This is a genomic window from Vibrio sp. 1078-1, from assembly GCF_033340475.1.
This window is the reverse complement of sequence record NZ_JAWOWM010000002.1, coordinates 140,628-163,831: the sequence shown is the minus strand read 5'-3', so window position 1 is coordinate 163,831 and position 23,204 is coordinate 140,628. Positions and strand designations below refer to the sequence as shown.

Sequence of the window (23,204 nt, the reverse complement as noted above, 5' to 3'; positions counted from 1 at the left end):
TTTTAGTCCAAAGCAACAGTTATGTTGATGTCTTTTAGTCTTTCATTGACCGCTGATTCTGAAGATTTAGGGAACGTCCCTACCTGAGCTATTGCTCGCTTCGCCGCAGCACATACTCGAGTATCGCCACTCAAAACGGTAACACCAGAGACCATCATATCAGTTCCTGTCGGAATCAATTTGATGTTTACCCTACACTCCTTTCCCAGCAAGTAGTCATCCTTAATCAGCTTTTGCTGAATATTTTGAGTATAGATGGATGACATACGAGAAAGTTCGTCGTCAATAAATTGATTGCGCGCAGCACTGTTTTTACTGACCTCATCCTCGAGACCCGCAAAAATATCATCTAACGCGGCTTCTTGAGCTTTGCGCTCACGCTCGGCACGCTCAGCTGCTTCTCTCGCTTTACGCTCTCGCTCCGCTGCCTCTTTTGCCGCTTTCTCTTTTGCAATGCGCTCTTGTTCAGCTTTTTCAGCAGCTTCACGCTCACGACGTGCTTTTTCTTCCGCTTCTTTTGCTGCTTTTTCACGAGCCAAACGTTCTTGCTCAGCTTTTGCTATAGCCGCTTCTTTTGCTAAACGCTCCTGCTCAGCTTTACGCACGGCTTCTTCTTTTTCCTTGCGCTCTTTTTCTAGCTTAGCAGCTCGCTCTTTTTCTTTGCGAACACGTTCTTCTTCCTGCTTGCGCTCTTGCTCTTTTATCTTACGTGCAGCTTCTGCTTCTCGCGCCGCTTGAGCATCTTTCGCTTGCTGCTCTTTCAACTTGCGAATTTGCTCTTCTTCAGCTTTGCGGTTTTTTTCTAGCTGCTCTGCTTCGCGTCTCAGTTTATCAAGACGCTCTTGTTCTTTTTTCGCTGCCTTTTCGCGTTGCTGGCGAATTTCTTTCGCTTGTTGCTGCACAAGTTTTGGATCGATGACAACAGCTTGAACCATTTGCCCTGTAGGCTCTGGTTTAGACATGTTGAAGTCCGTCCCCCAAAGCAGGGCTGCAACTAGAATTGCATGCAAACCAACCGATATTGCTATCGGTTTGGCGTATTGGTTGGGTTTCTTCTTGTGATCTTTCATAGATAATTGATGTCTATTCCCTGATATCGGTCATTAGACCTACCTTAGGGATACCAGCTCGACTTAGTTCATCTAGCAATAGAACAACATCGGCATATGGTGTTGCCGCGTCGCCACCTACCGCAACTGGTGAATCCGGCTTAACCTCTCGCTCCGCTTTCACTCGCACAATAACATCTTGCAACGACAAACCTCGCTGAACTTCTTCATCATTTACGCTTAGACCTAAATTACCCTCGCTATCAATTTCGATGATAATAAAGCTACTGTCAGTCTCGCCAGCAAGGTCTTGCATAGATTCTGCGGTCGATGTTTTCGGAAGATCAACGTCGACGCCTTGAGTCACAAATGGAGCGGTCGCCATAAAAATGATCAACAGTACGAGCATTACGTCGATATACGGAACAACGTTGATCTCCGCTGTCATTTTTCGCTTTTTAGGTTGATAACCCGCCATGCTTTATTCCTTATCCGCGCTGTCTCGGCCAGCCATCGCTTGACGATGAAGGATGCTGTGGAATTCTTCAGAAAATGTTGCGTAAGTGTGCTCTAGTTTACTCACTTTATTGCTTAGGCGGTTGTACGCCATTACTGCCGGAATAGCCGCAAATAGCCCCATCGCTGTCGCGATAAGTGCCTCGGCGATACCCGGTGCAACCATAGACAACGTAGCTTGCTTTACTTCACCCAGCGCAATAAAGGCATGCATGATGCCCCAAACGGTACCAAATAGGCCGATATAAGGGCTTATAGAACCGACTGTTGCCAAAAACGGTAAGCTTGTTTCTAGCTCATCTACTTCACGAGAAACAGCAACGCGCATTGCGCGGCCAGTGCCTTCCATGATGTAAGCTGGTGAATTTGCGTTGCTCTTACGTAGGCGAGCAAACTCTGTAAAACCTGCGTAGAAGATTTCTTCTGTGCCTTCAATTTCGTCTTTACGCGCTTTTACTTTTTGGTAAAGCTGAGAAAGATCAGTACCCGACCAAAATTTGTCTTCAAACTGCTCTGCATTTTTTGATGCTTGAGAAAGCACTTTGCTGCGCTTGATGATCATTGCCCATGACACAATTGACATGCCAAGCAACGTCAGCATCACAAGCTTTACCAACAGACTGGCCTGAAGAAAGAGATCTAAAATGGAAATATCAGCAGTCACTATTTGTTAGCTCCGAATTTATAAAGGTTGGAATAGCTATTGGTTTCATTTTCTTATTATCGATACATGCTACCTTAACCGAGGCCTTGCACAATATCTTGCCTTGATCATTGACCAACTCTTGACAGAATTGCAGAGAAGCACGTTTTATTTCTGACACTCGGGTTACGACTGTCAGATGCTCGTCCAGCCTAGCCCCTTGGTTGAAATCGATATCCATGTGTCGGACAACAAAGCCGATATTTTGTTCCAGTAACACATGTTGAGAAATGCCTTTAGCACGTAACATCTCTGTCCGTGCGCGCTCAAAGAATTTTAGATAATTAGAATGATATACAACACCGCCCGCATCAGTGTCTTCATAGTACACGGTGATCGGCCAGTGAAAGAGATTTGATGTGCCTTGCAAGGGAGTACCAATATATTCAATTCTTTAAAGTAATTACTATAACTGAAGCGACAGCAATTGGTACCGAGCTAAGGAAATATTTTTGAAATTTGTAGAAAAAATAAAAGCTAGGCGAGATACCTAGCTTTTATTCGATGATTTAGTAACCGACTTTATTACAGCATATTTCAGCCTAAATGAAATAAAGTGCCGTTAGATAAATTAAGATAGCTAACGAGAAATAAGGACTAAACAAAACTTGCCAGTACCAGTTTCTTGGCTTGAAGCCCACCCCATACACCATGCTTGAACATACAGACCAAATCAGTGCTGGTGCGATGATTGAGTTAAAACCACCAATTGCTTGATGGTAAGCTTCAGGGTCCCACATCACCAATCCTACGTGCATAAAGCCAAGGATGAGAGATAAGACTCGTAGCAGAGTCTTATCCATTGGTGCGTGAAGTTTCGCTACCTTATCAGCGAGGTTACTCACTGTCTTTATCCATCATTTCTGAGTGCTCTAGCCAAAGAGCGTTGATGATACCGAATGCACAAGCAAGTAGTACACCTAGAATCCATGCGAAATACCACATAGTAAATGCTCCTTAGTAAAGTGAGTTTTTGTTGTCTTCAATGTACTGGTCATCAAGGCGACCAAACATCTTGTAGTAAGTCCAAGATGTGTAGCCAAGGATGATTGGCACCATAACAAACGCAACGCCTGTCATTAGGTTCAGAGTCAGCTCAGATGACGTTGCATCCCACATTGTTAAGCTGTGGCTTGGCATTAAGTCTGAAGGCATGATGAATGGGAACATCGCAAAACCTGCAGTAAAGATAACACCAGCAACACCCAAGCTTGAAGTAATGAACGAAATCGCACATTTTTCAAGACGAGATGCCAATACAGCGAGAAGCGGCATTGCAACACCTAATACAGGAGCAGCCCATAGTAGTGGGTAGTTTTCAAAGTTCTTCATCCACGCACCAGCTTCACGGATAACCTCTTTGTTTAGAGGGTTAGAAGCAGCGTTAGTGTCGATACCGCCAACAATGACGTAACCATCGATATTTTGGATCCAGAAACCAGCCGCTACAAACGCAGCAACCGTCAGTAAACCAGCCAACTGAGCAACGTTGCGCGCACGCACATGCACTTCGCCTGTTGTTTTCATTTGTAGCCAAGTAGAACCTTGCATCAAAATCATGAACAAGCTTACTAGACCACACAACAGTGCAAATGGGTTTAGTAGACCAAAGAATGAGCCATGGTATGTTGGCATCAAGAACTCACTCAATTGGAATGGTACACCTTGTAGAAGGTTGCCAAACGCTACACCAAAGATGATTGGCGGAACAAAACCACTGATTGAGATACAGATATCCCAGGTATTGCGCCATTTTGGATCTTCGATTTTAGAGCGGTAGTCTAGGCCCAGAGGACGAAGCCATAGCGCTGCTAGTGTCAAAATCATCGCTAAGTAGAAGCCTGAAAATGACGTTGCGTAAACCAAAGGCCAAGCTGCGAACAGTGCACCACCAGCAGTGATAAGCCAAACTTGGTTACCATCCCAGTGAGGAGCAATTGAGTTAATCATGACACGGCGTTGCGTGTCGTTTTTACCGATGATAGGTACAAGCGCGCCTACACCCATATCGAAACCGTCTGTTACTGCAAAACCAACTAGTAGAACACCGATTAGTACCCACCAGATGAGTCGCAAGATTTCGTAATCAAACATCTTGTTATCTCCTTACCTTACGCTTCTACTTGGCGACTAACTTTGTCTTCAACAGAGTCAGCATTTTGCTCGAAGTGGTAGCGACCCGTTTTCAGGCTACTTGGGCCTTTACGAGCGAATTTCAACATTAGGTAAACTTCTGCAATCAGGAATACCGTGTATAGCGCCAGAATTGCGAAGAGTGAAGTCCAGATTTCACCTGCAGTTAGCGCAGAAGCTGCAACATGCACTGGTAGAATTTCACCTACAGCCCAAGGCTGACGGCCGTACTCAGCGACGAACCAACCCGCTTCAATTGCAATCCAAGGTAGTGGAATGCTAAATAGTGCAGCTTTTAGAATCCATTGTTTCTGTTCAATCTTCTGACGACACGTTTGGATAAACGCCGCACCAAAGACAAACAACATGATGAAGCCACAAGCAACCATGATACGGAATGACCAGAATAGCGGCCATACTGTTGGGATTGAGTCGTCCGCAGCAGCTTGGATTTGCTCTTCTGTTGCATCAACAACATTGTCTGTGTAGCGTTTTAGAAGTAGACCGTAACCTAGGTCACCTTTCACTTCATCAAACGCAGTCATGTTTTCTTCTGACTTGTCGCCCGCACGAAGCTTCTCTAGAAGTTCATAAGCGTACATGCCGTCACGAATACGATCGACGTGTTCATCACGTAAATCACGAAGACCTGTTACTTGCTCATCAAAAGAGCGTGTCGCGATAATACCCATTACGTAAGGGATCTTAATTGCGTAATCGGTATGCATCGTTTCCTGGTTAGGAACACCAAATAACGTAAATGCGGCAGGTGCAGGTTCAGTGTGCCACTCTGCTTCAATTGCAGCGAGTTTCACTTTTTGAACTTCACCAAGCTCGTAGCCAGATTCGTCACCAAGAACGATGGTAGATAAGATAGCTGCAATACCGAAAGAAGCAGCAATAGCAAACGAACGACGAGCAAACGCAATGTCACGACCTTTTAATAGGTAGTATGAACTGATGCCTAGAATAAACATTGCGCCACAAGTGTAACCAGAAGCAACCGTATGCACGAACTTAACCTGAGCAACTGGGTTTAGTACAACCTCAGAGAAGCTCACCATTTCCATTCGCATGGTTTCGAAGTTGAAATCTGCGCCTACTGGGTTTTGCATCCAGCCGTTTGCGATAAGAATCCAAAGAGCAGAGAAGTTAGAGCCTAGTGCCACAAGCCAGGTAACCGCTAAGTGTTGGCGTTTAGATAGACGATCCCACCCGAAGAAGAATAGACCAACAAAAGTTGACTCCAAGAAGAATGCGACAAGTGCTTCGATCGCTAGCGGTGCACCGAAGATATCACCTACATAGTGGGAGTAGTAAGACCAGTTCGTACCAAACTGGAACTCCATGGTAAGGCCTGTCGCCACACCAAGTGCAAAGTTAATACCGAATAGCTTACCCCAGAACTTGGTCATGTCCTTATAGATTTGCTTGTTCGTCATTACGTACATCGATTCCATAATGGCCAGAAGGAAGGCCATACCAAGGGTCAATGGTACGAATAGGAAGTGATACATCGCTGTCAGTGCAAACTGCAACCGCGATAGATCAACTACGTCAATCATGGTAACTCCTATGTGTCGGCTGAATGACACTCTCTACATATTGCAATCCATATTCAAGTGTTATTTACACTTGAAAAATGTTGAATTATCACAACTCATTGTTGCAAAAATGTGCTTCATTGGTTAGTTAATTGTTAAGCATCAGCTAATATAGCTGGGGCTAATATTACTTGTAAAAACAGATTGTTTCAAAAGGTTTATAGCCGTAACGCGCTTTGATATACATCAATGTTTATGCGCGGAATTTGCACAAAAATCCATCACATTGATCTAGATCAACCAGTATTGGATACGGATGTTAAGAGAGAGTAATCAGGAGAGAAATTAACCAGTTGCAAGCAAACATCGAGTTAACAATCAATGCTTTTTACTTACTAAACCAGTATGAGAAAAAATTCAAAAAATGTGAGTTTGGTCAACTTTAATGAAGCGCTGGGCAACAAAGGCCCAGCGAGGGAATCTTATTTTTCAATTCCGAAATGCAAATACGCACGATCTGTCGCGATTCTTCCACGCGGAGTGCGTTGTAAATAACCTTGCTGAATAAGATAAGGCTCAAGAACGTCTTCAATAGTGTCCTTTTCTTCACCTATTGCCGCTGCCATGTTGTCGAGCCCGACCGGACCACCACCAAATTTTTCCATAATCGCGAGTAGTAGCTTACGGTCCATGTAATCGAAGCCTTCGGCGTCCACATCAAGCATATTCAACGCCTTATCGGCAACATCGGCACAAATGTGACCATTGCCTTTTACTTCCGCATAATCACGAACACGGCGTAGCAAACGGTTAGCAATACGTGGTGTGCCACGCGCACGTCTTGCCACTTCCAATGCACCTTCAGGTTCCATTGATAAACCTAAACAATCCGCGCTTCGCTGCACGATATCTTGGAGGTCTTTTATCTTATAAAACTCAAGGCGCTGAGTAATACCAAAGCGGTCGCGCAATGGTGACGTCAAAGAGCCCGCTCGGGTCGTCGCACCAATTAACGTAAACGGTGGTAAATCGATCTTAATAGAACGAGCGGCCGGACCTTCACCGATCATAATATCCAGTTGATAATCTTCCATCGCCGGATATAGCACCTCTTCAACCATCGGACTCAAGCGGTGAATCTCATCGATGAACAACACATCGTTTTCTTCAAGGTTGGTTAACAGCGCGGCCAAATCGCCTGCTTTCTCAAGTACAGGGCCTGAAGTAGTGCGAATGTTCACTTCCATTTCATTGGCAACGATATTCGCAAGTGTGGTTTTACCCAAACCTGGGGGACCAAAAATCAAAAGGTGATCAAGTGCTTCGCTACGTAACTGAGCAGCTTTAATGAAGATCTCCATTTGGTCACGGACATGGTCCTGACCTTGGTAATCCGCTAATTTTTTTGGCCGAATAGCACGATCAATGACATCTTCATCACGAAAGGCAGGGTTTTCTGGCGCGATTAAACGATCGGCTTCAATCATCTTTTTACCTTGAAAAATGGTTACCTGAGAGAATAATGCCGCTCGTTTAACAGCAAGTGGCATATTTCTATATCTCGTCATCCTGTACAGCGACGAAGGAGCGTGATACAGGATCTTCTATCCGAGCGATTTATGGTCAAATTGTTTCATTAACCGCTCAGCGTGCTGCTATTAGATTCCCAGTCTCGCCAGGCTCGCTGGAATGACACAAAAAAACATCGTTAAGCGATTGGCATTAACCTTAGAGAATGAGTTATCTTGAACAAATATTCACTGTGCAACCAGCGTTACACCATTGATTTTAGAGCTTCACGGATCATTTGCTCACTGCTCATGTCCGGTTTAGCGATCTGAGATACCACTTTCGACGCTTGAGTCGGCTTGTAACCTAGAGCTAGAAGCGCACTGATTGCCTCTTCTTCTGCGTTGTTGGATGTTGCACCAGAATCCGCAGGAGCAGCATCCGTAAATGGCGTAAATAGATCGCCAGCGCCCCACCCTTTCAAGCGGTCTTTCATTTCAACAACCAATCGCTCTGCGGTTTTCTTGCCAACGCCTGGAAGCTTAACCAGCGTAGAAACGTCTTCATGTTCCACACAAGTAACAAATTGCGTTGCTGTCATACCAGAGAGAATACCAAGACCGAGTTTAGGACCAACGCCATTGGCTTTGATCACTTCACGGAAAAGTGCTCGTTCTTTTACTGTGTTGAAACCGTATAGCAATTGCGCATCCTCACGGACAACAAAGTGAGTATAAATAATGGCTTCTTCGCCAACATTTGGCAGTTCGTAAAAACAGCTCATTGGCATCTGGACTTCATAACCAATGCCATTAACTTCAATTAATACTTCAGGTGGTTGTTTTTCAATCAGTATGCCACGAAGACGTCCAATCACTATAAATACTCTTTGGAAATGAATTTGCGACAGGATAATAAAGAACTGGATAGACATCCAGTTAATTTTAACGGTAGCGCCCTTTTCTGGCACTGGTTGCTTTGCCCGCTAACGCAACGAGAGTCTTGTTAGTATTGGCATGACAAATCGCCACACCCAAAGCATCGGCTGCATCCGCTTGAGGCTTGGCGGGCAATTTAAGCATCTGCTGAACCATATGCTGAACTTGCGCTTTGTCCGCGCCACCAGTGCCGACGACAGCTTGCTTAATAAGACGAGCCGCGTATTCAAATACCGGCAACTCCGCATTCACCGCAGCAACAATTGCACTGCCACGAGCTTGGCCAAGTTTTAGCGCTGAATCCGCGTTTTTGGCCATAAACACTTGCTCGATCGCGAAAACGTCCGGTTGAAACTGGGTAATGATTTCCGTGACGCCTGCATAAATCTGTTTAAGCCGACCCGGAAGTTCTTTTTCTGAAGTACGAATGCAGCCACTACCAAGGTATTGCAAGTGGCGTCCATTTTGACGAATGACCCCATAGCCGGTAATGCGCGAACCTGGGTCAATGCCCAAAATAATTGACATGAATGTTCCTAAAAATGAGGCCTAATTCGGCCTCAGTCTTTTTATTATTACTTGCTAACTTCGGAGCAAATACCGCTACCGACACCTTGAGTTTAATCTAGCGTAGCCGCAACGTCGTCAGAGATATCACCATTGTGATAAACCTCTTGAACGTCGTCCAGATCTTCCAAAGCGTCAATCAAACGAAGTAGTTTTGGCGCAGTATCCGCGTCCAAATCTGCTTTCGTAGATGGGATCAGCGACACCTCAGCGTTCTCTGCCTCAAACCCTGCGGCATCAAGAGCATCTTTTACGAGTCCAAAATCGCCTGGGGCCGTGTAGACATCAATCGAGCCATCTTCTGCCGTTTCAATGTCATCAGCACCACTTTCTAATGCTACTTCCATTACCCCATCTTCATCTAAACCTGGGCCATATGAAATCACGCCTTTCTTGTCGAAAAGATAGTTGACGCTACCATCCGTCCCCAGATTACCGCCTGACTTTGAGAATGCATGACGTACGCCAGATACCGTACGATTTCGGTTATCCGTCATACATTCGACCATGACCGCCGTACCACCTGGACCATAACCTTCATAGATCACGGTTTCCATGTTGTCGTCGCCTTCACCACCAGCACCTCGGCTGACAGCGCGGTTGACAGTGTCACGTGTCATGTTGTTAGACAGTGCTTTATCAATTGCTGCTCGCAAACGTGGGTTATTTTCTGGCTCACCGCCCCCCTCTTTTGCCGCAACAACGATTTCACGAATTAATTTAGTAAAGATTTTGCCGCGCTTCGCATCTTGCGCTGCTTTACGGTGACGAATATTCGCCCATTTACTATGACCAGCCATAATTCACCTTTTAATGTATTTTGACGCTTAATAACAAAACATGTTCTAAAAAGCGTTGCTTGGGAAATTGCTTTGGAAGTTTCTTGGGTTTATTTAAACAAAAACTCCCGCAGTTGCGGGAGTTTTCTTCAAATGTTGTGCGCTTATTCTGCGTCTTTTTCTTTCGCTGCAGTTACTGCGATTGCTAGCTCTTCTAGCGCTGCTGGGTTCGCAATACTTGGTGCGTCTGTTAGTAGACACGCCGCTGCTGTTGTTTTAGGGAACGCGATAACATCACGGATGTTCTCTGTGCCACATAGCAGCATTACTAGACGGTCTAGACCAAATGCAAGACCAGCATGTGGAGGCGTACCGAATTTCAGCGCATCAAGCAGGAAGCCGAACTTAAGCTGTTGCTCTTCAGGTGTGATACCTAGAATATCAAATACGGCTTCTTGCATATCTGCGTTGTGGATACGAACAGAGCCGCCGCCCACTTCGTAGCCATTTAGAACCATATCGTAAGCGTTAGAATTTGCCGCAGCAGGGTTTGCTTTTAGCTCTTCCGCAGTCACACCTAGAGGCGATGTGAATGGGTGGTGCATCGCGTGTAGGTTGCCTTCGTCATCTTCTTCGAACATCGGGAAGTCAACCACCCATAATGGAGCCCAAGCAGATTCATCCGTTAGCTCTAGGTCTTTACCTAGTTTCAAACGTAGCGCACCCATTGCTTCTGCAACGATACCCGCTTTATCAGCGCCAAATAGGATAATGTCACCAGATTCCGCTTGAGTACGATCTAGAATGCCGTTGATCACGTCTTCATTTAGGAACTTAGCGACTGGAGATTGGATACCTTCCATGCCCGCTGCACGGTCATTAACCTTCATCCAAGCTAGACCTTTCGCACCGTAGATGCCAACGAATTCACCGTAGCCATCAATTTGCTTACGAGTCAAAGATGCACCACCTGGAACGCGAATAACGGCAACGCGGCCTTTTTCGTCGTTTGCTGGACCTGAGAATACTTTGAACTCAACATCTTTCACTAGGTCAGCAACGTCTACTAGTTCCAGTGGGTTACGTAGGTCTGGCTTGTCCGAACCGAAACGACGAATCGCTTCGCTGAACGGCATTACTGGGAATTCACCTAGGTCAACATTTAGTAGCTCTTGCCACATTTCACGAACCATTTTCTCAGTCGTTGCACGAACTTGGTCAGCCGTCATGAATGACGTTTCGATATCGATCTGAGTGAATTCTGGTTGACGGTCAGCACGCAAGTCTTCATCACGGAAACACTTAACGATTTGGTAGTAACGGTCAAAACCAGACATCATTAGAAGCTGTTTGAATAGCTGTGGAGACTGAGGAAGCGCGTAGAAGCTGCCTTTGTGAACACGGCTAGGTACTAGGTAGTCACGAGCGCCTTCTGGTGTCGCTTTTGTTAGTACTGGTGTTTCAATGTCTAGGAAGCCGTTGTCATCTAGGAAACGACGAACAAAGCTAGACGCTTTAGCACGTAGCTTGATGCGGTCGCTCATTTCTGGACGACGTAGATCTAGGTAACGGTACTTCAGGCGCTGCTCTTCAGAGTTCTTTTGGTTGAAGTCTAGAGGCAGAACATCAGAACGGTTGATGATTTCAAGACCTTTCGCAAGGATCTCAACTTCACCTGTTGCCATGTCTTTGTTTGCTTGGCTCTCTGGGCGAACGCGCACTTCACCCGTTAGTTTGATACAGAATTCATTACGAAGTGTGTTCGCCACTTCATACGCATCCGCCATATCTGGATCAACAACTACCTGAACGATACCTTCGCGATCTCGCATATCAATAAAAATAAGACCGCCTAAATCACGACGACGGTTAACCCAGCCGCAAAGTTCTACAGTTTGTCCTGCAAGGGACTTGTTCAGGTGACCACAGTAATGGGTACGCATAATGAAATTCCCAATCTCTCAAATGTTGTTAACTACGCTCTGTCAGCCTCATTGCTAAGCAGAGTAAAGATTCAGTTATACGCTGAATGTCCACGAAAATCGACTACTCAACATACAATTACGTGTGTTTTATCATTCACTGGTGCTTTTTAGTACAACAAATGTTCAAAAGCGCACCAAAGCGAAAAAATTGGGGAGGATTATAGCGTGAAATTACCTATTTCAGCAAAACTCTCGTAAAGTATTCACACGAGTAGCAAGCAGTAAAGAATAATGGATAACTTACCTCTTCGACTTGGATTGACAATGTGGTCACACAATCAATGGCAACAAAGTTTTTACGGCAGCGGGACAAAGCCCGCTGAACGTTTAGAAAGGTATGCGCAAGTGTTTCATACCGTGGAAGGCAACACGACATTTTATGCCACACCGACGCTCAATACAGTGCAAAACTGGAGAGCCGCAACCCACGATGATTTTCGCTTTACTTTCAAACTTCCTAAAGCCATCACTCATGAGCAAATGCTAAGAGGTTGCAGCGAACAACTGAGAGACTTCATGAAAGTCATGGAGCCTTTGCATGACCGTGTGGGCCAATGGACAATTCAATTGCCAGCCGCATTTGGTCCTGAACACCTTGTTCGACTGAAAAAGTTCTGTGCGAGCTTTCCACCTAACTTCCCTCTCGGTGTTGAGGTTCGCCATATGGCATTTTTCTCCAAAGGCGAAGAAGAGCGAGCACTTAACCAATGGTTAGTAGAGAATAATATTGACCGCATTATTATGGATAGCCGCCCAGTCTTTGCCGCTAAGCCCGACAATGAGGCGATTATTGATGCACAAATGAAAAAACCACGAGTACCTGTTCACGCCATTGCTACCGCTTCACACCCTTTGATTCGCTTTATTGGTCATCCAGAAGAACAGCAAAATTACGAGTTTTTTAAACCATGGCTCAACAAGTTGCCACAATGGATTGCCGAAGGTAAACAGCCATATGTCATGATCCATACCGCAGACAATATAATTGCGCCAGAGTTGGCCGCAAACCTATATAAAGACATACAAAAGCGTATCATGCTCCCTGAGTTAGCACCTTTCCCTGCTGACGATGGCAACTCGCAGTTACAGATGTTCTAACGCAACACATGACAGAGGCGCGAAATTCCCATAAAATACGCGCCTTTTTTGGTGCCTGACATTTTCAGGCGGCTTGTATGCAGAGACTTAGTTATGAACCCTAAGAGCAATCCAGATACTATTTTTTCGGCTCCAATCGATAAAATTGGGGATTTCACGTTCGATGAACGCGTAGCGGAAGTATTTCCTGACATGATTCAACGATCGGTACCGGGTTACAGCAATATCATTTCTGCAATCGGTATGCTGGCAGAGCGTTTTGTAAAACCTCACTCAAACATCTATGACCTTGGCTGTTCTTTGGGTGCTGCAACATTGTCTATGCGTCGCCATATCAAACAAGAAGGTTGCCAAATCATCGCAGTGGACAACTCTCCTGCGATGGTTGAGCGTTGTAAACTTCACGTCAACGCTTACCGCAGTGACACTCCTGTGGATGTAGTAGAAGCAGACATTCGCAATATCGAAATTGAAAACGCGTCAGTGGTGGTGTTGAACTTCACTTTGCAATTCCTCTCTCCAGAAGATCGTTACTCCTTGCTCGAGAAAATTTACGCAGGCCTGCGTCCAGGCGGCATTTTGATTCTATCGGAGAAGTTCGTCTTCGAAGATGAAGTGTCGAACGAACTGTTAATTGACCTTCACCACGACTTTAAACGTGCGAATGGTTATAGCGAACTAGAAATCAGCCAAAAGCGTAGCGCGATAGAAAACGTAATGCGCCCAGATTCAAAGAAAGAACATAAAGAGCGTTTCGCTAAAATTGGCTTTTCTAGCTACGACGTTTGGTTCCAATGCTTTAACTTCGGCTCCATGTTCGCGATTAAATAGACCATGCATACCAAGCCTGAACCATACCGATTTCGGCTTTTGTTAATAATTTATACCCATCAACTCAGCGATTGACTAACTATGTTTAACTTTGCAAATTTCTACCAATTGATTGCCCAAGACACTCGTCTTCAACCTTGGCTTAATGTGCTTCCGCAACAGCTAACGGATTGGCAAAATGCAGAGCACGGTGACTTTAGTCGCTGGTTGAAAGCCCTGAACAAAATCCCAGCGGGTAGACCGGACAACATCGACATTGTTGATTCTGTCACGATTTCAAACAATGAGCCGATGCCTCAAGGGGAACTTAAAAAGCTAGAAAGCTTACTTCGTACATTCCATCCTTGGCGCAAAGGCCCATACCACGTACACGGCATCCATATTGATACTGAGTGGCGCAGTGATTGGAAATGGGACCGCGTGCTTCCGCATATTTCACCATTAAAGAATCGCAGCGTACTCGATGTTGGTTGTGGTAACGGCTACCACATGTGGCGCATGCTAGGCGAAGGTGCACGCTTAACTGTCGGTATCGATCCATCTCACCTGTTTCTAATTCAGTTCGAAGCAATTCGTAAACTAATGGGCGATGACCAACGTGCGCACCTATTGCCATTGGGCATTGAACAGCTACCTAAGTTAGAAGCGTTCGATACGGTATTCAGCATGGGCGTTCTTTACCATCGCCGCTCGCCTCTCGATCATTTAGTGCAACTAAAAGATCAATTGGTATCTGGTGGTGAACTCGTATTGGAAACACTCGTGATTGAAGGTGATGAGAATGCAGTACTGGTCCCGACTTCTCGTTACGCGCAAATGCGTAATGTCTATTTCTTCCCTTCAGCAAAAGCCCTAAAAGTGTGGTTAGAATTGGTCGGTTTTGAAGATGTTCGTATCGTTGATGAAAACATCACATCCCTAGATGAACAACGTACCACAGATTGGATGACGCATAACTCTCTACCTGACTACTTAGATCCGAACGACCCAAGCAAGACTGTAGAAGGCTACCCTGCCCCTCGCCGCGCGGTTCTTGTCGCTCGCAAATCATAATTCGCTGAGATTCCTGACATTGTCTTAACTCATTTTACGAGTTAAGACATTACCCTCTTTCCTCGTAATGAGCGAGTTTGATTTTTGAATCCATTTTTCACGTCAAAATATAAGCACGCTCTAAATAAGGATGCGCTTTTATGTCCTTGATTTTTGGCTTTTCATCACTATTCCTCAAACAATAAGTAATAGAGAAACATTCTTACTTGTGAGGCTTTATCGATATAAGCTAAACTCCAAAAAAATAAACAACTTAATCCAATCCCAAGGTTTTCAATGTTATTACGATTGACCCCGATTGTTGCCATCGCCTTACTATCTGGATGCTCACTAACCAAAGGCGAACAGTACCACCAAGAAACGTTAGCGGCGATTCAAAATTCAGAAGCGAATGTCAATAATCGCATTACCAACCTAGAGCTACAGCTCAGCAACCAATCGGACTATATCGACAGCCTTGAAGAACAAGTCGATAAACTACAGGTTGAACTTCTTACATTTCGCGATGAAGCAATGGCAGAAGTAAAAAAACCGAAAGAGCCGATTATTGTCCAATCTCCCGCTCCTGTGGAACCAACCCCAACTCACGATATTGTCCTTGGCTCTATCGAAAAGGTCACTGTAGAGTCGATTAAGCAAACTTTTGATGCACGTATCGACACTGGTGCCGCGACGTCGTCTTTAAATGCCGTTGATATTGAAGAGTTCGAAAGAAATGGCAAAAAATGGGTCCGATTCCACTTAGCAGACACCAGTAAATCCGAAGAAGAGAAAAGTACTTGGATCGAAGCTCCTGTCATTCGCTACGTCAAAATCCGCCAGGTTACCAGTGAAGAGTTAGAACGCCGCGCTGTGGTAGAACTTTGGGTGCGCGTTGGAAAAATTCATGAAAAAGCGCAATTTACGTTGGCAGATCGCTCACATATGAACCATCCTATTTTACTGGGTAGAGAATTTATGCGCGACATAGCACTTGTCGATGTAAGTCGTACCTATATCCAAACGGACGAAGATAAAAAATAATAAGGTAGATTATGACGTCAAAAATACCGTTTTACCTTTCTATCATCTTATTGGTGATTGCGGGCATTGCTCTGAGTGTTTTCAGACATGAAAACTACGGCGTGCCTTGGACGCCAGGCGAAACTCGCCAGGTATGGGATGTAGAAGCTCGTATTGAGTTCAATGCTAACGGCAACGAAGTAAAAGCGTCACTTGCAGCACCTCATACACAAAGTGGTTACACACTTATCGGTGAATCTGCTTCCTCATCAGGTTATGGCGTTTCCTACATCAATGACGATTCAGGCCGTCGTGCAGAATGGTCAATTCGCCAAGCTCAAGGGCCACAAACCATATACTACAAAGCCCAGTTCTTAGTAGACCCTCAGGCTAAAGTCACTCCTTTACCGCCAACGGAAGACATTACGCCACCAACGCTTTCAGCGCCACAAGCAGCAGCGGCAAATGCCCTTATCGAACGTGCGATGAGTCGCTCAGCCGATAATGTGACGTTTACTCGTGAGCTTATCAAAGCGCTTAATGACCCTGATAGCCAAAACTCGTCGCTACTACTGAACGATTTCAGCCGTACTGATGCACTGCATAACATTTTGCTTACCGCAGGTATACAGAGCAAAACCGTCGGTGTTATCGAACTAGAAGATGGTCGTCGACGCCAAACAATTCAACCAATGGTTCAGGTTTGGTCAGGTAAAGATTGGGTACTGTTTTCACCAAAATCCGAACAAAAAGCAGTGAAACCCAACTTGTTAGTGTGGGATGAATCAAACGTATCCTTACTTGACCTTGTTGGTGGTAAAAATAGCCAAGTGCATTTCTCGATGATTAAGCAAGAAATGACACCACAACAAGCTACAAACAACAAAATAGAAGCAGATGGATTACTGAATATTTCAATTCATAGCTTACCTTTGGAAGAGCAAGCGATGTTCAAAACCATCATGCTCATCCCTATCGGTGCTCTGATCGTTGTGTTCTTGCGTGTGATTATCGGCCTGAAAACATCCGGTACCTTCATGCCTGTGTTGATTGCCGTTGCTTTTGTTCAAACTCAACTATTAACGGGTATTGTCGGTTTCTTGCTAATTGTAGGTACAGGCCTGATTATTCGAAGCTATTTGTCTAGGTTGAACTTATTGCTGGTAGCAAGGATATCTGCGGTCATTATTACCGTTATCATGATCATCTCGGTGTTCACCGTTGTTGCGTTTAAGATGGGCTTAACGGAAGGCCTAACAATTACCTTCTTCCCTATGATCATCTTGTCTTGGACGATTGAACGTATGTCAATCCTATGGGAAGAAGAAGGTGCGAAGGAAGTTGCTCTGCAAGGTGGTGGTTCATTGCTGACAGCGGTATTAGTTTACCTCGCAATGACTAACTCATACATTCAACACTTAACCTTTAACTTTATTGGTCTACAGTTGATTGTTCTGGCCGGTATTCTATTACTAGGTACTTACACAGGTTACCGCCTCACTGAGCTACGACGCTTCAAACCACTAGCGGAGGACTAAACGATGTTCGAAAGTTTTACTTCGCCGTCTAAGCTTCGCCATAAAGGCATTATGGGGATGAACAAGCGTAACCACAGCTATATTGGCCGTTACAATGATCGTTCTAAATACCCACTTGTCGATGACAAGCTAAAGACCAAAATTATTGCACAGGCAGCAGGAGCAACAGTTCCTGCCCTGATCGGTGTCATTCATAACCAAGCTGAAGTTAAGACTATCCACAAAATGGTTGAGAACTGGCCTGGTTTTGTAATCAAACCTGCACAAGGTAGTGGCGGTAAAGGCATTCTGGTTGTTACGTCTCACAAAAACGGGGTATATACCAAACCCTCCGGCTCTACAATTGGTAGGGATGAGGTCGAGCGTCACATTAGTAATGCGCTTGCTGGCCTTTTCTCTCTTGGTGGTAAAAATGACGTTGCTGTGGTTGAAAACTTAATCAAGTTTGATGACTGTTTTGATGGCTTCAGTTATGAAGGCGTACCAGATGTTCGGATCATCGTATTTAAAGGTTATCCAGTTATGGCGATGATGCGCTGCTCTACAGCGGCTTCCGACGGCAAAGCAAACCTTCACCAAGGTGCGGTAGGAGTAGGCATTGACATCGCGACAGGTAAAGCCGTCAGAGCGGTGCAGTTCGATCATCCAGTGACTCATCACCCTGATACAGGTAAAGACCTTTCGACCCTTCAAGTACCGCATTGGGAGCGCTTGCTGGAGCTTGCGTCAAGTGCCTGGGAAATGACAGGTTTGGGATACATGGGTACGGATATGGTGCTGGATAAAGATGAAGGACCTATGGTTTTAGAGCTTAACGCTCGCCCTGGTCTGGCAATCCAAATCGCTAATGGTGCAGGCTTGCTTCCTCGTTTGAAACACATAGAGAGCCTTGGCACACCTGCTGAGTATCCAAAACCGATTGAACGCGTCGCTTACGCGGCAGAGCAGTTCGGTGTGAAGCCGTTGTTCTAACCCTCCGACATAATGTTCGTTATTACTCGCCAGTAATTGTCATGATTACTGGCGTTTTTGTTCCCGCATCCAAAAACCTTGCACTTGCTCTCCTTATTAAACACATCCTTCTCATATATAAGTTGAATCAATGATCGAGCTAACAAAATCAACATAGATCGTTTCTTTTCTACTTTGCCTTTTGAGTATGATGAGAGCTCCCCTTACTCAACTTGAGAGGTTGGGAAATGCTAATAAAAGAAACAAATAATGATGAACCAGAGCTTGAAGAACAAGAGAGCTTAGACCAACACCTACAACGCTTGTCTGAGCTTTCTGTCCAAGCACTCGAAGAGCTTGCTGAAATGATCGAAGTCAGGGACGATATTCCAGAGGAATAAACGTCGCTTCCTCGTGAAGTTCCGCTAATAAGCCGAGACTGCCGTCCTACAGTCTCGGCTTATCTTATGTAGTTCGAAGCCTGCCTCGCAAACAGATACAAAAACGCCCGCGTTCATTGCGGGCGTTTTATTAGATTCGGAGTTTACGATTCAAACTCTTCAATCATCTCTTGCGCTTCAGTCTTAGGCTTATCCGTTTGACCAAAACCACGCAGACCAACTACGTGTACGTGCTCGTGGTCTTTAAACACCTTACGCACCAGTTTGTAGGTCGTACCTTTCTCTGGGCTGATGTTTTCAGGCGCCGCGATGAGAAGCTGCATATCCAGACGGTCACACAATTCGAACAATGTCGCGATCGATTTCGCATCCAGACGCGCGGCTTCATCCAAGAAGAGCAGACGACAAGGCACAATGTCTTTGCTGCGTAGACGACGAGACTCTTCTTCCCAGCTTTGAACAACCATCAGAAGGATTGACTGACCGGTACCGATCGCTTCACCTGTTGATAGCGCGCCAGACTCAGCCTGTAGCCAACCATCTGTACCACGGTTCACTTCTACACTTAGCTCTAGGTAGTTACGGTAATCCAGTAGCTCTTCACCCAGAACCTGAGGAGAACGTTGACCCATATCGATGTGTGGGTTCACACGTTGGAACAGCTTCGCCATTGCTTCAGAGAAGGTAAAGCGGGTCGATTCAAACAGGTCTTTATGTTGCTCTTGTTGTGTCGCTAAACCGTTCAGTAGCACTTCGTGACTTTCACGGATCTTCACGTTTAGACGTACGCCCTTCACCTGACCAAACGAAATGTTCGACAAGCCTTGGTTCAGCATGCGAATACGGTTTTGCTCACGCTGAATCGTCTTCTTGATGATGCTCGCTACTGACTCAGAGCTGATCGCTAGACGGTTTTCACGTTGCGTTAGCTCTTCCGTTAGACGCGCCAGCTCGACTTCCATCTCTTCGATTGCTTCAACTGGGTCATCAGTACGGATGATATCCTGACGAATACGCTCACGAAGGTGTTGGTATACAGCAATATAGAACAGAACTTTACGCTCTGGACGTGCATTATCTTCTGATAGACGCAGCGCATCACGCAGGTCGTCATTGTTCGCAACCGCTAGACGCAGCGCACCCAGTGATTTATCCGACATCGAACGCAGTTCATCCGCTGACATGTAAGCCAGTTCACGCTTGTGTAGACGACGCTCAACATCATTCTCACGCGCCAGACGAAGTACAGAGCACCAGCCAGCTTTCGCAGCAACCACGAACGTACGCAGCTCAACGTATTCTTTCTGAACTTTCTTCAGACGTTTTGCCAAGCCTTTCATCTCTAGTTCAGTAGAGGTGATCGTGCGCTCGTATTCGCTCTTACGGCTGCGAGACGAGTGTAGACGCTCGTGCAGTTCGTCACGACGACGCATTGCGCGCTCTTCCGCACCTTCGTCAGCGTTCACGCCAAACTCTTGAAGTTCTTGTTTGAACTCTTGAACCGTTTCCAGTTTCGCTTGGTGTGAACTCTTCAATGATGCCAATACTTGGTTGTATTGGTTCATTTGACCTTGCGATTGCTTCAACTCTTCACGAGAGCGAGTACGCATTTGTTCAGCTTGAACCAGTTTAGCTTTTAACTGCTCACTCAGTTCGCTACTCTTGTTCAGTAGGTCTACTGAATCTGAGTAAGCGAAGTAGTGACGACGTTCAACGAGATCCGAGAGTGCAAAGATTTGCTTCTTAAGATCTTGTAGCCGCTCGTCTGCCGCTTTGTATTCTGCTTCTAGTGCATCGAATTGCTCTGGGTCAGCATCAAGCGCAGACGCAATATTCTCTAATTGCGTGACGGCTTTTGCATGGTTGTTTAAGAAGTTTTTTGCCTCTGCAAGCTGAGCGATTTTCTCTTCTAGCTCATCAAAACGCGCTTGCAATGACTCATCTTCAACAAGCACCATGTGTGACGCTAGCTTGTCCAGAGAAGACAACGCTTGCTTGCTGGTTTGAAGCTGAGAACGTTGTTGTTGCTCTTTCGCATCCAGATCCGCCAGCACACGAGCAATTTGGTTACGCTTATCACGAATAGTTGCCAGTGCTTGTTCTGGATCGGCGTCAAAAGCAACCTGAATGTGGTTAGACACAAATAAGTTAAACGCTTGGTACAAGCGCTGCATTTTCTGAGAATCAAACGCCGCTTTTGCGTGTTTCTCTACCACTTCTTCTCGTTCGTTACGCAGCAACTCTAGACGCTGCTCACGTGCCGCACGGCCAAACAATGGGATCTCAGGCAAGCGAGAGTAACGCATTTGGCGATCGTTCATACGAACGCAAACCGCGCCCTCTAACTCTTCTGCATCGAACGAGCTGTCATCAAAGGCATCGATGTCACCTTCAATGATGTACAAGTCTTCTGGACAGTCGTCTAGCTCTACCAGTTTCTCTTCGATGCCTGACAAGTCAGAAACAACGATAGCGTGACGAGCCGGACCGTACATCGCACTGAAGTAAGGCGCGTCATCAATCGTGATGTCATCGTAGATCTCAGACAGCAATACACCGCCCAGCGTATCTGCCAAACCTTTCAGGCGAGGGTCATTTGAACCACCAGGAGAAGCAAGACGCTCAATCTCAGCGTCTAGCTGGCTACGGCGCTCAGCAAGCTTATCTTTAGCTAAAGACAGCTCCCTTTCTTGTTCAAGGACAACTTGCATGTGGTTCATTACCGCATGGCGATCCTCAAGCTCTTCACCGCTCTGCTCTCTCAGTTTCTCTAGCGCATCGTTCGCCGCAATCCAAGCTGGTGCTATTGCTTCAAGCTTACTAATTTCTGCCACCGCGTTTTGCTCTAGACGGCGCTGTTCACCACGCTGATCACGAACTTCTTCTTGAGCTATCTCTAGTGATTCGATTTGCGTCGCATGACGTTCACGTTCTTGTTCAAACGTAACCTCATCGGTTAGTTCAACGTGATATTGCTTTTTGTATTCAGCAACCAGTTCACGTGCTTGACGCTGCTGGTTAAGGCTGCGTTCGAGATCACGGTGTTGTGCTCGCCATTGCTGTTCGTTTTGTGCGATTTGTTGTGACTCACGCGCTTTCGCAATTGCGGTTTTCGCATGTTCAGACGCGTCTTTGCGCTCAACTTGACCAACAATGCTTTGTACCAGTTTAAGCGCGGTTTCAAACTGCTCTGCCGCTGCAGAAGACATGTCCAGTTTGTGCTTAACCGATAGCAACGCATTGGTGCTTTCTGACTCTTTGTTCTTAAGCTCAGAGACAAGCGCTTGAGCCGATTCCGCCGTTAGGCTGTCATCGCCAAGTAGTTGCTTCGCTTTCTCCAGCGCTTGAACTGCTTGTTGATATTGAAGGGCGCGAGTTTGCTGAACGTCAAGAGCTTGCTGGTAATCAGCAAGTTGCGTCTTAAGGCTATCCACCTCTTCTTCTGCAACGGTAGCTTGCTCTTCAGCCATCATCACGCGTTCTTGCGCTTCTTCCACTACCATCATTTGTTCTTCAAGACGCTCGCTCAGCTCTTCAAGATCTTCTTGGTAGCGTTCGATCTTCTCTTGCTGACGCAGCGCGTTTTGCACCAGTTGCAAGTGATCAGAAGCCGCTTGGTAGTCTTGCTCTAAAGAAGATTCTGATTCGATCAGCAGTTCCAGCTCTTCTTGAACGCGGTTAAGCAGATTGTTTTGCTCAATCAAGGTCTCGCGAGAACCAAATAACTCTGAACGCAAAGACAATGTCTGTTCTAGTTTTTTACGGCGCTCGTTGGCATGGCGCATATAGTCCGCTGCCACGTAGTTGGTCGACTCTGTAATCAAATGTTTGAACAAGTCACGGTCTGCTTGCGTGGTTTTGATCGCTTCTAGCGTCATGCGGTTTTCACGCAGCGCCGATTCCATATCTTGGAACGCTTTCTTCACGCCGCCGTTTTGTGGCAGAAGGTAGTCACGTAGCGAACGGGTAATCGCACTTGAGATACCACCGTAAAGCGATGCTTCGATCAGGCGGTAGAATTTAGAACGGTCACCAGAGTTACGCAGTTTCTTCGGAATCACACCGAATTCAAACATTTGCGCGTGGTAATCCACGATAGAAGAGAACGCTTTGAACTGAACGCCTTCAAATTCCGCGATCGATTCTTTTACTTCGTTGATTTGACGTACACGAGCTTGAGTCGCAGATACGCTTTCAACCAAGATATCCGTTGGTTTCACATGGCTTGGAAGACCTTGGATCACAAACGGTTTGATGTCTACTTTCTTATCACGACCCGCAACTTGCTGTAGTTTTACTGCAAACAATAGGCGTTGGTTACGTGAGTTCACCACGTCTAGCGCCGCATAACATGCGCCCGGCTGTAGCTTACCGTACAAACCTTTGTCGCGAGACGATTGGCTGCTGCCCGCTTCTGTCGTGTTACGGAAGTGCAGCAGCGTTTGGTCAGGAATCAATGCGGTGATGAACGCCGCCATTGTGGTTGATTTACCTGCACCGTTACCACCTGATAGCGTGGTGACCAGACCATCGATGTCAAACGTACGGGCAAAGAAGCCGTTCCAGTTGACCATGGTCAGCGATTGGTATTTACCGCGTTCAATCAT

General features: G+C 45.8%; 21 protein-coding genes. 7 read left to right on the top strand and 14 right to left on the bottom strand.

Annotation, left to right across the window (positions count from 1 at the left end):
* Window positions 1-2: 2 nt before the first annotated feature.
* The 13 genes from tolA to aspS all read right to left on the bottom strand — a co-directional run bounded on the left by tolA (window position 3) and on the right by aspS (window position 11,681).
* Window positions 3-1,070: a cell envelope integrity protein TolA gene (tolA, locus tag R7190_RS04670; protein WP_130546632.1), complete on the bottom strand. Its 1,068-nt coding sequence runs from the start codon at window positions 1,068-1,070 to the stop codon at window positions 3-5.
* 13 nt (window positions 1,071-1,083) lie between these two features.
* The gene (locus R7190_RS04665; RefSeq protein ID WP_005378298.1) at window positions 1,084-1,527 is read right to left on the bottom strand and encodes an ExbD/TolR family protein; all 444 of its coding nucleotides are present in this window, start codon (window positions 1,525-1,527) and stop codon (window positions 1,084-1,086) included.
* A 3-nt stretch (window positions 1,528-1,530) separates the two neighbouring features.
* Complete coding sequence (gene tolQ, locus R7190_RS04660; RefSeq protein WP_005378301.1) at window positions 1,531-2,229, bottom strand: protein TolQ; 699 nt, start codon at window positions 2,227-2,229, stop codon at window positions 1,531-1,533.
* A complete protein-coding gene (gene ybgC / locus R7190_RS04655; RefSeq protein ID WP_017820044.1) occupies window positions 2,219-2,638 on the bottom strand; it encodes a tol-pal system-associated acyl-CoA thioesterase in 420 nt (139 codons plus the stop codon). The genes tolQ and ybgC overlap by 11 nt, the downstream gene beginning before the upstream one ends.
* Window positions 2,639-2,810: 172 nt before the next feature.
* The gene (ybgE, locus tag R7190_RS04650) at window positions 2,811-3,113 is read right to left on the bottom strand and encodes a cyd operon protein YbgE (RefSeq protein ID WP_005378304.1); all 303 of its coding nucleotides are present in this window, start codon (window positions 3,111-3,113) and stop codon (window positions 2,811-2,813) included.
* Window positions 3,106-3,213: a cytochrome bd-I oxidase subunit CydX gene (cydX, locus tag R7190_RS04645; protein WP_000270284.1), complete on the bottom strand. Its 108-nt coding sequence runs from the start codon at window positions 3,211-3,213 to the stop codon at window positions 3,106-3,108. Before cydX ends, ybgE begins: the two co-directional genes overlap by 8 nt.
* A gap of 12 nt (window positions 3,214-3,225) precedes the next feature.
* The gene (gene cydB / locus R7190_RS04640; protein ID WP_006742909.1) at window positions 3,226-4,362 is read right to left on the bottom strand and encodes a cytochrome d ubiquinol oxidase subunit II; all 1,137 of its coding nucleotides are present in this window, start codon (window positions 4,360-4,362) and stop codon (window positions 3,226-3,228) included.
* Between the two features lie 17 nt (window positions 4,363-4,379).
* Window positions 4,380-5,966: a cytochrome ubiquinol oxidase subunit I gene (cydA, locus tag R7190_RS04635; protein ID WP_005378311.1), complete on the bottom strand. Its 1,587-nt coding sequence runs from the start codon at window positions 5,964-5,966 to the stop codon at window positions 4,380-4,382.
* A gap of 461 nt (window positions 5,967-6,427) precedes the next feature.
* Window positions 6,428-7,432 (bottom strand): Holliday junction branch migration DNA helicase RuvB, encoded by a 1,005-nt coding sequence (gene ruvB / locus R7190_RS04630; RefSeq protein ID WP_005378312.1) that lies wholly within the window; start codon window positions 7,430-7,432, stop codon window positions 6,428-6,430.
* A 287-nt stretch (window positions 7,433-7,719) separates the two neighbouring features.
* Window positions 7,720-8,331, bottom strand: a complete 612-nt coding sequence (gene ruvA / locus R7190_RS04625; protein ID WP_005378313.1) for a Holliday junction branch migration protein RuvA — start codon at window positions 8,329-8,331, stop codon at window positions 7,720-7,722.
* Window positions 8,332-8,398: 67 nt separating this feature from the next.
* Window positions 8,399-8,920, bottom strand: a complete 522-nt coding sequence (ruvC, locus tag R7190_RS04620) for a crossover junction endodeoxyribonuclease RuvC (RefSeq protein WP_005387909.1) — start codon at window positions 8,918-8,920, stop codon at window positions 8,399-8,401.
* 92 nt (window positions 8,921-9,012) lie between these two features.
* Window positions 9,013-9,759 (bottom strand): YebC/PmpR family DNA-binding transcriptional regulator, encoded by a 747-nt coding sequence (locus R7190_RS04615; protein WP_017635061.1) that lies wholly within the window; start codon window positions 9,757-9,759, stop codon window positions 9,013-9,015.
* A 143-nt stretch (window positions 9,760-9,902) separates the two neighbouring features.
* Window positions 9,903-11,681, bottom strand: coding sequence for an aspartate--tRNA ligase (aspS, locus tag R7190_RS04610; RefSeq protein ID WP_005378401.1), 1,779 nt, complete (start codon window positions 11,679-11,681; stop codon window positions 9,903-9,905).
* Window positions 11,682-11,987: 306 nt separating this feature from the next.
* On the opposite strand from aspS, the gene R7190_RS04605 reads away from it, so the two are divergent.
* The 7 genes from R7190_RS04605 (at window position 11,988) to R7190_RS04575 (ending at window position 18,597) form a co-directional block, all read left to right on the top strand.
* Complete coding sequence (locus R7190_RS04605; protein ID WP_238970254.1) at window positions 11,988-12,821, top strand: DUF72 domain-containing protein; 834 nt, start codon at window positions 11,988-11,990, stop codon at window positions 12,819-12,821.
* A gap of 93 nt (window positions 12,822-12,914) precedes the next feature.
* Complete coding sequence (cmoA, locus tag R7190_RS04600) at window positions 12,915-13,652, top strand: carboxy-S-adenosyl-L-methionine synthase CmoA (RefSeq protein WP_017635063.1); 738 nt, start codon at window positions 12,915-12,917, stop codon at window positions 13,650-13,652.
* A gap of 81 nt (window positions 13,653-13,733) precedes the next feature.
* Window positions 13,734-14,705: a tRNA 5-methoxyuridine(34)/uridine 5-oxyacetic acid(34) synthase CmoB gene (gene cmoB, locus R7190_RS04595; protein WP_186584391.1), complete on the top strand. Its 972-nt coding sequence runs from the start codon at window positions 13,734-13,736 to the stop codon at window positions 14,703-14,705.
* Between the two features lie 276 nt (window positions 14,706-14,981).
* On the top strand, window positions 14,982-15,728 hold the full coding sequence (locus R7190_RS04590) for an ATP-dependent zinc protease (protein WP_005378391.1): 747 nt from the start codon (window positions 14,982-14,984) through the stop codon (window positions 15,726-15,728).
* An 11-nt stretch (window positions 15,729-15,739) separates the two neighbouring features.
* The gene (locus R7190_RS04585; RefSeq protein WP_005378389.1) at window positions 15,740-17,245 is read left to right on the top strand and encodes an inactive transglutaminase family protein; all 1,506 of its coding nucleotides are present in this window, start codon (window positions 15,740-15,742) and stop codon (window positions 17,243-17,245) included.
* A gap of 3 nt (window positions 17,246-17,248) precedes the next feature.
* Window positions 17,249-18,217: an alpha-L-glutamate ligase-like protein gene (locus R7190_RS04580; RefSeq protein ID WP_005378387.1), complete on the top strand. Its 969-nt coding sequence runs from the start codon at window positions 17,249-17,251 to the stop codon at window positions 18,215-18,217.
* 227 nt (window positions 18,218-18,444) lie between these two features.
* Window positions 18,445-18,597: a hypothetical protein gene (locus R7190_RS04575; RefSeq protein WP_005378381.1), complete on the top strand. Its 153-nt coding sequence runs from the start codon at window positions 18,445-18,447 to the stop codon at window positions 18,595-18,597.
* Window positions 18,598-18,740: 143 nt separating this feature from the next.
* Here R7190_RS04575 and mukB read toward each other — a convergent pair whose 3' ends face one another.
* Entirely contained in the window at window positions 18,741-23,204 is a 4,464-nt protein-coding gene (mukB, locus tag R7190_RS04570; protein ID WP_053349534.1) for a chromosome partition protein MukB, read from the bottom strand.

Bases quoted from the DNA above. Each gene is read 5' to 3' on its own strand.
- tolA (WP_130546632.1), bottom strand. From the start codon at position 1,070: ATGAAAGATCACAAGAAGAAACCCAACCAATACGCCAAACCGATAGCA.
- R7190_RS04665 (WP_005378298.1), bottom strand. From the start codon at position 1,527: ATGGCGGGTTATCAACCTAAAAAGCGAAAAATGACAGCGGAGATCAAC.
- cydX (WP_000270284.1), bottom strand. From the start codon at position 3,213: ATGTGGTATTTCGCATGGATTCTAGGTGTACTACTTGCTTGTGCATTC.
- cydB (WP_006742909.1), bottom strand. From the start codon at position 4,362: ATGTTTGATTACGAAATCTTGCGACTCATCTGGTGGGTACTAATCGGT.
- cydA (WP_005378311.1), bottom strand. From the start codon at position 5,966: ATGATTGACGTAGTTGATCTATCGCGGTTGCAGTTTGCACTGACAGCG.
- ruvB (WP_005378312.1), bottom strand. From the start codon at position 7,432: ATGATTGAAGCCGATCGTTTAATCGCGCCAGAAAACCCTGCCTTTCGT.
- ruvC (WP_005387909.1), bottom strand. From the start codon at position 8,920: ATGTCAATTATTTTGGGCATTGACCCAGGTTCGCGCATTACCGGCTAT.
- R7190_RS04615 (WP_017635061.1), bottom strand. From the start codon at position 9,759: ATGGCTGGTCATAGTAAATGGGCGAATATTCGTCACCGTAAAGCAGCG.
- aspS (WP_005378401.1), bottom strand. From the start codon at position 11,681: ATGCGTACCCATTACTGTGGTCACCTGAACAAGTCCCTTGCAGGACAA.
- R7190_RS04605 (WP_238970254.1), top strand. From the start codon at position 11,988: ATGTGGTCACACAATCAATGGCAACAAAGTTTTTACGGCAGCGGGACA.
- cmoA (WP_017635063.1), top strand. From the start codon at position 12,915: ATGAACCCTAAGAGCAATCCAGATACTATTTTTTCGGCTCCAATCGAT.
- cmoB (WP_186584391.1), top strand. From the start codon at position 13,734: ATGTTTAACTTTGCAAATTTCTACCAATTGATTGCCCAAGACACTCGT.
- R7190_RS04590 (WP_005378391.1), top strand. From the start codon at position 14,982: ATGTTATTACGATTGACCCCGATTGTTGCCATCGCCTTACTATCTGGA.
- R7190_RS04585 (WP_005378389.1), top strand. From the start codon at position 15,740: ATGACGTCAAAAATACCGTTTTACCTTTCTATCATCTTATTGGTGATT.
- R7190_RS04580 (WP_005378387.1), top strand. From the start codon at position 17,249: ATGTTCGAAAGTTTTACTTCGCCGTCTAAGCTTCGCCATAAAGGCATT.
- R7190_RS04575 (WP_005378381.1), top strand. From the start codon at position 18,445: ATGCTAATAAAAGAAACAAATAATGATGAACCAGAGCTTGAAGAACAA.
- mukB (WP_053349534.1), bottom strand. From the start codon at position 23,204: ATGATTGAACGCGGTAAATACCAATCGCTGACCATGGTCAACTGGAAC.